The organism is Thioclava sp. 'Guangxiensis' (assembly GCF_045348365.1).
GTDB classification, from domain to species: domain Bacteria; phylum Pseudomonadota; class Alphaproteobacteria; order Rhodobacterales; family Rhodobacteraceae; genus Thioclava; species Thioclava kandeliae.
On record NZ_CP155822.1, the window covers coordinates 263,465 to 275,513 of the forward strand.

General features: G+C 62.4%; 9 protein-coding genes. All 9 read right to left on the reverse strand.

Annotated elements, in window-relative coordinates; all coding sequences use genetic code 11:
• Window positions 1–58: 58 nt before the first annotated feature.
• Window positions 59–1,171, reverse strand: a complete 1,113-nt coding sequence (locus ABEB22_RS01255; RefSeq protein WP_406870665.1) for an extracellular solute-binding protein — start codon at window positions 1,169–1,171, stop codon at window positions 59–61.
• A gap of 91 nt (window positions 1,172–1,262) precedes the next feature.
• The gene (locus tag ABEB22_RS01260; RefSeq protein ID WP_339112122.1) at window positions 1,263–2,372 is read right to left on the reverse strand and encodes an ABC transporter ATP-binding protein; all 1,110 of its coding nucleotides are present in this window, start codon (window positions 2,370–2,372) and stop codon (window positions 1,263–1,265) included.
• Between the two features lie 352 nt (window positions 2,373–2,724).
• A complete protein-coding gene (locus ABEB22_RS01265; protein WP_339112121.1) occupies window positions 2,725–3,132 on the reverse strand; it encodes an SgcJ/EcaC family oxidoreductase in 408 nt (135 codons plus the stop codon).
• Entirely contained in the window at window positions 3,129–4,529 is a 1,401-nt protein-coding gene (locus tag ABEB22_RS01270) for an FAD-linked oxidase C-terminal domain-containing protein (RefSeq protein WP_339112120.1), read from the reverse strand. Before ABEB22_RS01270 ends, ABEB22_RS01265 begins: the two co-directional genes overlap by 4 nt.
• A 113-nt stretch (window positions 4,530–4,642) precedes the next feature.
• Window positions 4,643–6,292, reverse strand: coding sequence for a DNA repair protein RecN (recN, locus tag ABEB22_RS01275; RefSeq protein ID WP_339112119.1), 1,650 nt, complete (start codon window positions 6,290–6,292; stop codon window positions 4,643–4,645).
• Window positions 6,293–6,328: 36 nt separating this feature from the next.
• Window positions 6,329–7,183, reverse strand: a complete 855-nt coding sequence (locus ABEB22_RS01280; RefSeq protein WP_406870666.1) for an outer membrane protein assembly factor BamD — start codon at window positions 7,181–7,183, stop codon at window positions 6,329–6,331.
• Window positions 7,184–7,419: 236 nt separating this feature from the next.
• A complete protein-coding gene (lpxC, locus tag ABEB22_RS01285) occupies window positions 7,420–8,337 on the reverse strand; it encodes a UDP-3-O-acyl-N-acetylglucosamine deacetylase (protein WP_406871162.1) in 918 nt (305 codons plus the stop codon).
• Between the two features lie 282 nt (window positions 8,338–8,619).
• The gene (gene ftsZ / locus ABEB22_RS01290; RefSeq protein WP_350934501.1) at window positions 8,620–10,446 is read right to left on the reverse strand and encodes a cell division protein FtsZ; all 1,827 of its coding nucleotides are present in this window, start codon (window positions 10,444–10,446) and stop codon (window positions 8,620–8,622) included.
• Between the two features lie 259 nt (window positions 10,447–10,705).
• A complete protein-coding gene (gene ftsA, locus ABEB22_RS01295; protein ID WP_406870667.1) occupies window positions 10,706–12,040 on the reverse strand; it encodes a cell division protein FtsA in 1,335 nt (444 codons plus the stop codon).
• Window positions 12,041–12,049 lie beyond the last annotated feature (9 nt).

Below are 12,049 nucleotides of genomic sequence, written 5' to 3' on the forward strand. Positions count from 1 at the left end.
TCGGTTTGGGAGTGCGGGGGCCTCAAACGGCCCCCGCGATGATCAGATCGTCAGACGATTACTGGGCAAGCCATGCCTGGAATTTCGCATCCAGATCGTCGCGGTAATCCGCCCACCATTCGTAGTTATACAGAAGGGTGTTTTTCGAGTTGGCCGGATCGGTCGGCATATGCGGTGCCATCTCGATGCCCAGTTCGGCATGTTTGCCGACCATCGGTGCCGAGGAGGCGCGCGCCGGACCGTAGGAGATGTATTTCGCCTGCTCGGCCAGAGCCTTAGTCGTGGTTTCCTTCATGATGAAGTCTTTCACACGCGCCAGATGGTCGGGGGCAAGACCGGTCGGGATGATCCAGCCGTCGATATCGAAGACCTGCATATCCCAGAGCATGGCCACCGGCTGGTGCTGCTCCTCGATCACCGAGAACAGACGGCCGTTATAGGTCGAGCCCATGAAGACCTCGCCATCGGCGAGAAGCTGCGGCGTATCGGCACCGGCCGACCACCAGACGACATCCTTTTTGATGGTGTCGAGCTTCTTGAAGGCGCGGTCCTGACCTTCTTCGGTCTCGAGGACGTCGTAGATATCGTCCTTCGCAACGCCGTCACAATAGAGCGCCCATTCCATATTGTTGATCGGACGCTTCTCGAGCGCGCGCTTGCCCGGATAGGTTTCCAGATCGAACAGCGAGCAGATATCGGTCGGCGGCTCGGTGCCTTCGGGAACCATATCGGTGCGGTAGCCGACGGTGGTCGAGTAGACGATCTGCGGGATGAAGCAATCCGATACCATCAGATCGCCGAAATCGTCCGAGGCGCTCGAGCCGTCATCGCCCTTGGCCAGATCGGTCTCGGGGTCGATCTCCATCGCGAGACCCTCATCGCACAGACGGATGGCATCGGAGGCCACGACATCGACCAGATCCCAGGTCACGTTGCCGGCTTCGTTCATCGCACGCAGCTTGGCGACGGCTTCGTTGGAGGATTCATCCCAGGTGGCGGTCACACCAGGATTGGCTGCGACATAGGGTTCAACATAGGCTTTGTTCTGGCTGTTCTGATAGGCCCCGCCCCAAGACACGATGGTCATGGAATTGGCCATTTCCTCAGCCGAGAGCGGCGCGGCGAACAGGGCCACGGCAGAACTCGCCAGAAGGGCTTTCTTGAAAGTCATGTAGTCTCTCCCGTTGAAAAAGGTCGTTTTTCTTTGCCGTCTTCCCAGAACGGCACCCGCGCAGAGTGGGCTGCGCGAGGTTAAGGTTCGATCACAGAGGATCGAGTGCCCTTGCGTCATCTGGATGCCAGCCGATCTTGATCTTCTGGCCTTTCGGAAGCATCGAGGCGCCCAGTGTGTTGCGGGTCTTCATCACGAAATCTTCCGTCCCGGCGACGCGCAGGACAGTGCGGTAGATATCGCCCATATAGACGACATCGATGACTTCGGCCTCGATCAGGTGCCAGTCCGGCGCCATACGAGCGGGGTCGAATTCAACACGTTCGGGACGGATCGACACCAGCGTGTCCTGCCCCTCATGACGGATATTGACCGCGGTGGCCGCGATCCTCTCGCCATTCTGCAAACGGATGGTGCAATGGCCTGCCTCCTTGTCGAGGGCCTCGACCTTGCCCGGCAAGCGGTTGTTCTCGCCGATGAACTGCGCCACGAAACTGTTCTTGGGGCGTTCGTAGAGGTCATCGGGCGGCGCCAACTGCTGGATGCGACCATCGTTGAACACGGCCACACGGTCGGACATGGTCAGCGCCTCGCCCTGATCGTGGGTCACATAAACCACTGTGATGCCCAGACGTTCGTGCAAAGCCTTGATCTCGAATTGCATATGCTCGCGCAGCTGTTTGTCGAGCGCGCCGAGAGGCTCGTCCATCAGCACCAGCTCGGGATCGAAGACCAGCGCGCGGGCCAGCGCGATCCGCTGCTGCTGGCCACCCGACATCTGGCCCGGGCGACGGTTGGCGAAGGCCCCCATCTGCACCATGTCCAGAGCCCGTTTGATCTTTGCCTCGCGCTCGGATTTGCCCATCTTGCGCACCTCGAGCGGGAAAGCCAGATTCTCGCCCACGGTCATATGCGGAAAGAGAGCGTAATTCTGGAAAACCATGCCGATTCCGCGCTTGTGCGGCGGCACGTTATTGATATTAGTTCCGTCGAGACGAATCTCGCCATTGGTTGCGGTTTCAAACCCCGCCAGCATCATGAGGCAGGTCGTCTTGCCGGAGCCGGACGGCCCGAGCATGGTCAGAAACTCGCCTTTTCCGATGGACAGGTTGAGGTCTTTTACGACCAGATTCTCGCCGTCGTAGCTTTTTTGCACGCGGTCGAAAACGACGAATCCGTCGTTATCACTGTTTTTAGCCAAATCGGGCCCCCGTCGGATTTCTCTCGGTTTATTGTTCTTACATTCCCGTGAGCACAGCTAAACAAGCCTCTGCCTCTAATTCAACCCTCTGCCACGAAATAAGGCAAAATAGCTGATTTCCCTGACCATATCGAAAACCGGCTGGCCAGAATGCGGCAACTTTAGCGAAGCAAACGACCAATTCGGTGATTTTACCCCGCCCATTCAAAAAGCAGTTTTAAAAGTTCCAATATATTGAGCATGAAAAACGGGGCAGTTTCCTGCCCCGTTTGCGCCCGATCCGCGCGGATCGATCCGGTTTTCAGGCGGGCTTCCCCATAGATTCGGCACCCGTCCTGCACACTCCGGGCGATCAGCTCTCCACGACGAACTGTCCCGACACGATCAGCCAGCCATTTCCGGCCCGCGCCATGACCGAGATGAAGACCGCACCCACGCGCCCCGCATCGGAGCCATCGGCATTGACGATGCCCGACAGCACGAAGCGCTGCTGCACGATCACCACATCGCGCCCGACGGCACGGAACCGCACCTTTCCGGTGACCAGACGCGCGCGGGCAAAGGCCCCCGCCATCTCGCCTGCCAGAAGCTCGGCAATCTGCTGGCGGCCGTCGACGGCCTCCCCCGTCAACCCCAGAAAATCGGCATCCTCGGTGAAGAAGGAGGCCAGCAAGCGGGCATCCTTCGAGCTCCACGCGCGGGTGAAGGCACGCGGCAGATCTTCGGGGCTCGAAAACGGAACCTCGATGGTCGATATCATTCAGCGGCCTCCCTGACGGCATTCGACTGATCCGGCACAATCTTGCCGGGATTGAGAATATTCAACGGATCGAGCGCCTTTTTGATTGCGCCCATCACGCCCCATGCGGCCCCGTGCTCGGCTTCCATATAGCCCAGCTTGCCGATACCGATACCATGTTCGCCCGTCACCGTGCCGCCCATCGCCAGCGCCCGTTCGGACATCCTGGCGGCAACCGCCTTGGCGCGTTTGAACTCGTCCTTGTCATTTCGATCCAGAAGAAGGACGGAATGGAAGTTGCCATCGCCCACATGCCCCAGAATAGGCCCGACAAGGCCCGCTGCGTCAATATCCTTGCGGGTATCTTCCACCGCCTCGGCCAGACGGGAGATCGGCACCACGATATCGGTGACCAGCCCCATACAGCCCGGACGATAGGCGATACAGGCCGGATAGGCCCCATGGCGCATGCGCCACAGACGTGTGCGGTCCTCGGTGGTGGTGGCCCAGTCGAAATTGGCCCCGCCCATCTCGCTCACGACCTCACCGAAGCGTTCGGACTGCTCGGCCACCATCGCCTCGGAGCCGTGGAACTCGATCATCAGATGTGGCTTCTCGGGGAGGTCGGTGCCGTTCATTTTGTTGAAGATCTGCGCCGTCATCGCATCGACGAACTCGATCCGTGCCATGCGGATGCCCATCTGGATCACCATCTGCACGGTTTCCACCGCCGCATGCAGGCTATCAAAGGCACAGACCGCCGAAGACACCGCCTCGGGCTGGCCATGCAGCTTCAGGGTCAACTCGGTGATGATCCCGAGCGTCCCTTCCGAGCCCAGCATCAGCGCCGTCAGATCGTAACCGGCCGAGGATTTGCGCGCCCGCGAGCCGGTGCGGATAACGGTGCCATCGGCCAGAACGACCTCGAGCGCCATCACATTATCCTTCATCGTGCCATAGCCCACGGTCGTGGTGCCCGAGGCCCGCGTCGAGGCCATGCCCCCAAGAGAGGCATTCGCACCCGGATCAACGGGGAAAAACAGCCCCGTGGCGCGCAACTCGGTATTGAGCACCTCGCGCGTCATGCCCGGCTGGACACGCACCTGCATATCGTCCTGATAGAGTTCCACCAGCTTGTCCATCCGGCTCATGTCGAGGCACAGCCCGCCATGGATCGCCAGCGCATGCCCCTCAAGCGATGTGCCCGTGCCCCATGCCACGACCGGCATCTTATGGGCGGTGCAGATCTTCATGATTTGGGACACCTCGGCGGTATTGGCCGGGTATGCCACCGCATCGGGAGGTGTCGGCGCGAACCATGTCTCGCTCTGGCCATGCAGATCGCGATCCGCCTGCGTGAGGTTAAGCCTGTCCCCCAGAAGGGTTTTCAATGCCTCAAGGGCTGCGTCATGTGCCATTATAGAACTCCGGTCTTTAGCCGTAGTTCTAGGCTTCTGCACGAGCGGAGAAAAGCCCTACGGGCCATATTCTGCGCGCGCCGAGGGTGTGCGGATGCGCGCTTAGGCGGGGATCAGCCGCCCAGAAGCTCGGCAGCGGCCGCGCGGGCAGCCTCGGTCACCTCGGCCCCCGCAATCATCCGCGCGATCTCGTCACGGCGCTCTGTCTCGTCGAGGGGCACCACCTCCGAAAGGGTCATGCCGTTTTCCACACGTTTCTGCACGCGGAAATGCTGCGCCCCACGCGCGGCCACCTGCGGCGAGTGCGTGACCACCAGAACCTGTGCCTCTTCGGCGACCCGTGCCAGACGGCGCCCCACCGCATCGGCTGTCGCCCCACCCACACCACGGTCGATCTCGTCGAAGATCAGCACCAGCGCATCCGCCCCTTTCGAGAGCACCACCTTCAGCGCCAGAAGGAACCGCGACAGCTCGCCCCCCGAGGCGATCTTGTTCAGCGGGCCCGCAGGTGCGCCCGGATTGGTGGCAACCGTAAAGGCCACATTATCCGACCCTTCGGCAGAGGGATCACCGGCGGAGACGCGGGTCTCGAACACCGCGCGCTCCATCTTCAGCGGCGCCAGTTCGGCGGCCATCGCCTGATCGAGCCGCGTCGCGGCCTTGCGCCGCGCAAGTCCCAAACGGTCGGCCACCTCGCGATAGGCCAGATCGGCCTTGGTCACCGCCGATTCCAGATCGCGGATCCGGCCTTCGCCGGCATCCAGCGCCTCGAGACGGGCGCGCAGGGACACCGCGAAATCGCCCAGATCATCGGGCTGCACGCCATGTTTGCGCGCCAAAGCACGGATCGCGAAGAGCCGCTCCTCGGTGGCCTCCAGCGCGTAAGGGTCGAAGCTCAGCGCATCGAGCGCCTCTTCCACGCCCTGCGTCGCCTCCCCCAGCTCGATCAGCGCGCGCTCGAGCACCGACATCGGCTGGTCGAGCCGACCCTCGGCGCGGTCGGCGGCGCCCTGCAGCCAGCGGTCCGCCTCGCGCATCAGCCCCTCGGCCCCCTCGGGGCCAAGCGCCTGCAAGGCACGCGCCACATCCGAGCGGATCTTCTCGGCCTGCTGCATCACGCGGCGCTCGGTATCGAGGGTGGCTTCCTCGCCCTGTTCGGGGTTCAGCTTGTCGAGTTCGGCCACCGAATGGCGCAGGAATTCCTCCTCAGCCTGCACCTCGGCCAGTGCCGCCTGTGCCGCCGCCAGCGCCTTGCGTGCCGACGCACGGGATTTCCACGCCGCATTCACCTCGGCCAGAAGCGCGCCGTTCTCGGCAAAGGCATCGAGCATCGCACGATGGCCCTTCTCATTGAGAAGGCCGCCATCATCCTGCTGGCCGTGGAGTTCCACCAGCGAGGCCGACAGGCGCCGCAGCACATCGCCGGTCACGCGGCGGTCATTGACATAGGCGGTCTTGCGGCCATCGGCGCGGTTCACGCGGCGCAGGATCAGGCTCTCATCCACCGGCAGATCCGCCTCGCGCAGGATATCGCGCACCGGATGGCCCTCGGGCAGCCCGAATTCGGCGGTCACCTCGCCCTGCTCGGCGCCTTTGCGCACCAGCTCGGCCCGGCCCCGCCAGCCGAGCACGAAACCCAGACAGTCGAGCAGGATGGATTTCCCCGCCCCCGTCTCGCCGGTCAAAACATTGAGCCCCGCACTGAAGTCAAGCTCGGTGCGTTCCACGATCAGAATGTCGCGAATCTCAAGGCTGCGCAGCATGGGCGGTCCTGCAATAGGGCCAGGGTCGGGAAGCGGTTACATCCACTTCCCTTGGATCACCTGGCGATAGATTGTCGATAGCCAGTTATCACCCTTGCTCTCCGGTTCAAGCCCCTTGGCACGCAGGAGCTTGTAGGCATCGTCATAGAAGGGCGACGACTGGAAGTTATGGCCGAGAATCGCGGCTGCGGTCTGTGCCTCGTCAGTCAGGCCGAGCGCCAGATAGGCTTCGACCAGACGCTCCAGCGCCTCGGGCGTATGGGTCGTGGTCTGGAACTGCTCGACCACCACACGGAAGCGGTTGATCGCGGCGGTATAATTGCCGTGCTTCAGATAATAGCGCCCGATCTCCATCTCCTTGGCGGCGAGGTGATCAAAGGCGAGGTCGAATTTCAGCATGGCCGAGCGCGCGTAATCGCTGTCGGGATATTGCTCGATGACCTCGCGCAGCGCCTGCAGCGCCTGATAGGTCAGGCCCTGATCGCGACCGACCTCGTCGATCTGGTCGTAATAGCTGAGGGCCAGAAGATATTTGGCATAGGGCGCATCCTCGGAACCCGGATAAGTATCGAGGTAACGCTGCGCGGTGGAGCGCGCCTCCTCATAATTCTTCGCACGGTGCTGGGCATAGGCCTGCATGATCACCGAACGCTGCGCCCATTCGGAATAGGGATAGAGGCGTTCGACCTCCTGGAAATAATGGAGCGCATCGGTGGGGCGGCGCGGATTGCCAACCTCCAGCTGGTATTCGCCGCGCTCATAGATCTGTTGCGCGGTGAAATTGTCGAGAGGCATGTCCTTGGGATCATCGGATTTACCCGAACAGGCGGCGAGCGTCGCCACCAGCAAAAGACATCCGACCCGTGTAGCCGCTGATTTGCCGTGCATCATGCCCTGCCCTTTGTTCTTGCCCGCGCCCCGATGGGCGGGATCTCTTACAGTCCTGCCCGAGGCAGTTACGTCCAACACCGCTTAACACAGATAAATCGGCTGCGCAAAACGCCTTTCGTCTCCTCTTCCTATCGTCAACATCTTGAGAAGCCAAGTATCCCTGTGACAAATGGGAAAGCCCCCGCGCGGGGGACCGCGCAGGGGCTTCACAATCTCTGGAGCAGTTCGCCTGGCGCTTATTGCGCCGCGAAAAGTTGAGGCACACAGACACCCGCCCCGGGGGTCGTATGGGCCGCATCGGAATCAAGCACGACCCACTCATAGGCGGCAGGATTGGCAAAGACCGCGCGCAGCAGACTGTTGGTCATTGCATGGCCGGAGCGGTTGCCAACATAGCGGCCAAGGATCGGACCACCCGCCAGAAGCAGATCGCCGAGCGCGTCCAGCATCTTGTGCCGCACGGCCTCGTCCTTATGGCGCAGACCGCCGGGGCTGAGCACTTTGTCGCCATCGATCACAACGGCGTTTTCATAGGTGCCGCCAAGGGCCAGACCGTTCTTCTGCATCATCTCCACATCGGCGCGGCGGCAGAAGGTGCGGCTGTCCATCAGTTCGCGTACGAAAGCGCCATTGGACATGCCGAGGCGCTTGCGCTGCTGACCAATCGCACGGTCGGTGAAATCGATCGAGAAATCGATCTCGAGCGCGGGATTGGGCTCGAGGCGCGCCCATGCCGCACCGTCGCGCACCTCGACGGGGCGCAGGATACGGAGCGCGCGCAGCTGACCACCGACCTCGACAAGACCCGCGGCGAGGATCTTTTCGACAAAAGGTGCCGAGGAGCCATCGAGGATCGGGACTTCCGGCCCGTCGATCTCGATAAGCGCGTTATGCACACCACAACCGGCAAGAGCGGCCATGATATGTTCGATCGTCGAGACGGTGATCCCGTCTTCATTTTCGATCAGGGTGCAGAGACGGGCATTGGTCACCTTATTCCATAGCGCGGGGATCAGGCCATTGCCCGCCACATCCACACGGTTGAACACGAGGCCATGATCGGCAGGCGCAGGCAGAAGACGCATGCGCACAGGCTGGCCTTTGTGAAGGCCGACACCGTCGAAGCTCACGGGTTTTGCAAGGCTTGTCTGCACGATCAATTCCTTTCTCTTCTTGGCGACGAACGGTTGAAAGCTGTCCCTCGTTCCGCCGCATCTTCAGTTAAGAAAAACCCGTGACTTTCTCAACTCACTCTTTGCAACAGAATGAAACATTAACCACACGCTGCGGCGGAACCCTGCCAGCGACAGAGCAAGCTGATGATTACAAAAGAAAAAAGGGTCAGGCGAACCTGACCCTTTTTAGATATTTTGTGATCGGAATTTTTCAGTATTTCAGGCGCAACAGGCCATTCTTACCGAAATCTTTCAAACCGATCAGTTTGCCTGACGGCGAAGGAAGGCGGGAATCTCGATGCGGTCCTGTTCGTTGGACTGCTCGTCATCATAGTCTTCGGTGCGGGCCTGCGGCTGTTGCTGGGGTGCCGGAGCGGCAGCGCGGGGCTGCTGCTGGCGGACCGGCTGCTGTGCGGGCTGTTGCTGGGGCGCCTCATGGCCGTGACCGGTCATGCGGTTTATCAGCGAGTTGATCCCGAAACGCGGCTTCTCGGCCTGCGGCTGGGGCGCGCGCTCTGCGGCCATGTTCGGGCGACCCTGCGGTGCGGCTCCCTGACCCGGCTGGCGATTGACCGCGGCCTGCAGGCGGGCAAGGGCCTCGGGCGAGGGCTGACCGGCCTGACGCGGACGCGGTGCAACATATTCAGCAGCCTCTTCGGCGGCTTCGTTGAACTGCGGCTGCGCCTGACGGGGCTGCTGGTAATGCGGCTGCTGCGCTTGCGGCTGGTCCTCGGCATATTGCACGCGGGGCTGCTGGGCGCGGTATTGCGGCTGCTGGGGCGCCTCGTATTGCGGCTGTGCGGGAGCCGCCTGACGGGGCTGCTCGTAGCGCGGCTGCTCATGGCGCGGCGCCTCATACTGGCGCTCGGGCTGCTGCGGAGCCGACTGGCGCATCTCGGCCTGTGCCGGGCGGTGATCGGCGGCGCGATGCTGCGGTGCCTGATAGCCACGCGACTGGTGGACCGGCTGGGCCGAGGTCACCGAAACCTGCGGCTGGCGCGGGGCCGGCGCGGGATCCTGCATATGCGGCGCAGCGGCGCGCGCCTCCTCTGCCGCTTCCTGCGGGTTGCGCAGCGGCTCTGCCAGAGTGCGGCGCGGCACCGGAACTTCTGCCGGAGCGGCCAGCGCGTCGATACCGGTTGCGACGACCGACACACGCATCATGCCATCCATATCGGGATCGAGGGTCGAACCGACGATGATATTCGCATCCGGATCGACTTCCTCGCGGATACGGTTTGCCGCTTCGTCGAGTTCGAACAGCGTCAGGTCGTAGCCGCCGGTGATGTTGATCAGCACACCCTTCGCGCCCTTGAGCGAGATCTCGTCGAGGAGCGGGTTGGCGATGGCCTTCTCGGCGGCCTGGATCGCACGATCCTCGCCCGAGGCTTCGCCGGTGCCCATCATTGCCTTGCCCATCTCGTCCATCACGGCGCGAACATCGGCGAAGTCGAGGTTGATCAGGCCCGGACGGACCATAAGATCGGTCACACCCTTCACGCCCTGATAGAGCACATCATCGGCCATTTCGAAGGCTTCGGTGAAGGTGGTCTTCTCGTTGGCCAGGCGGAACAGATTCTGGTTGGGGATGATAATCAGCGTATCGACCACCTTCTGCAACGCTTCCAGACCTTCCTCGGCCTGACGCATGCGCTTCGTGCCCTCGAACTGGAAGGGCTTGGTCACCACACCCACGGTCAGCACACCCAGCTCGCGCGCGGCTTGCGCGATGATCGGCGCCGCGCCGGTGCCGGTGCCGCCGCCCATACCAGCGGTGATGAAGCACATATGCGCACCTGCAAGATGGTCGACAATCTCCTCGATCGTCTCCTCTGCTGCAGCCGCACCGACAGACGGACGCGCACCCGCACCCAGACCCTCGGTCGCCTTGATCCCCATCTGGATCCGCGCCTGGCTCTTGGACTGCTGGAGCGCCTGCGCGTCGGTGTTCGCGACCACGAACTCAACACCCTCGAGCTGCTGCTCGATCATGTTGTTGACGGCATTGCCCCCAGCGCCACCAACGCCGAAGACGGTAATCCGCGGCTTCAGATCCTGTTGATCGGTCATCATGAGGTTCAAGGTCATAGAGGTCCGCCTGTTTTTGTGATGAATGGCCCTGTCCCGGCCGTTTGAATAATTACCACTAATTTACCAGAAATCGGCGCGCCGTCACGCGAAAAACATAGTTAAAACACAAAATATAGCTAGGTTAATGCCAGACTCAGCGGTATTTCGCGCAGTTCTCAGCATATTGTGAGCGCGGCAAAATCACCCCCGAAAAGCGTGATTTCCGGCGCATTGACCGTTACGTTAACTTTAACTTCGCATCCCAAGTCGCTGGCGCTTACCAGTTATCCTTGAACCAGCGGAACGCGCGGCGCAGGCTGCGCCCGCCCATCCGGTCGACGGGGATCTCGAAATCCCACCACTCGTCCTGCGGATTGGTCGCATGCAGCGCGAGGCCGACAATTGCGCTGAAACCCGCCGACGTGGCCTGCTGTGGCAGGCCCTGCACACGCAGGGGCCGCCCCAGACGCACGCTATGACCGAGGATTCGCGAGGCCATGCCATCGATGCCGGGCAGCTGGCTGGTGCCGCCTGTCAGCACGATCTGCTGGCTGGGCATATGCGAGAAGCCCGCCACATCCAGCCGCGCCTTGATCTCCTCGAAGATCTCCTCGACACGCGGCCGGATGATCCCGATCAGCTCCGCACGCGTCGCGGTGCGGCTGTCCTTCTCCCAGTCGCCCGAATTGGCCGCCAGCTCGATCATCTCGCGGTCATCCATCGAGGTCGCGTGGACCCCGCCATGCACCGTCTTGAGGCGCTCTGCCAGCTGCCCCGAGACCTGCAGCCCCGCCGCGATATCGGAGGTGATGTGGTCGCCCCCCATACGCACCGCATCGGCATAGATCATATGTTTCTTCATGAAGATCGACAGGCCCGACGCGCCGCCGCCGAGATCGATACAGGCCGCTCCCAGCTCCTGCTCGTCCTCCACCAGCGAGGCAACGCCCGACACATAGGCCGAGCTGGCCACCCCCGCCAGCTCCAGATCGCAGCGCCGGATCGCATTCACGAGGTTCTGGAGCACGAAACCGTCCACCGTCAGCAGATGCATGTCGGTCGCGAGCTTGCGCCCCGCATGGCCGCGCGGATCCGACAGGCCGGAGCGGTGGTCGAGCGCGAAATTCACCGGCTGCGCATGCAGCACCTCGCGTCCCGCCCCGAAATCGGGCACATCGCAGGCGGCCAGCACACGGCCCACATCCTGCCCCGTCACCTGATCGCCGGCTATCTCGACCTGCCCCGTGAGCCCGTAGCTGCGCGGCTCCCCGCCCGCGAAACAGGCGATCACATGATCCACGCGGATCGCGGCCTTTTTCTGCGCTGCCTGCACCACGGTGCGGATCGCACGCTCGGTCTGGGCCATTGTGTCGATCTCGCCAAAGCGCACCCCGCGCGAGCGGGTCGTGGCCGCGCCGATCACCTTGAAGGAGGACTGCCCCGCCAGCGGCGCCGCCCCCTCGACCTGCTCCAGCCCGTTCGTTCCCTCGACCTTCAGCACCAGACAGACGATCTTCGACGTGCCGATATCCAATAGCGCCACGACACCGCGCTGCATCGCGGCCTTGCGCATACTGCGCATCGCTCTCTGGGCTTGGTAGAATTCGGGCATACGTCGGGT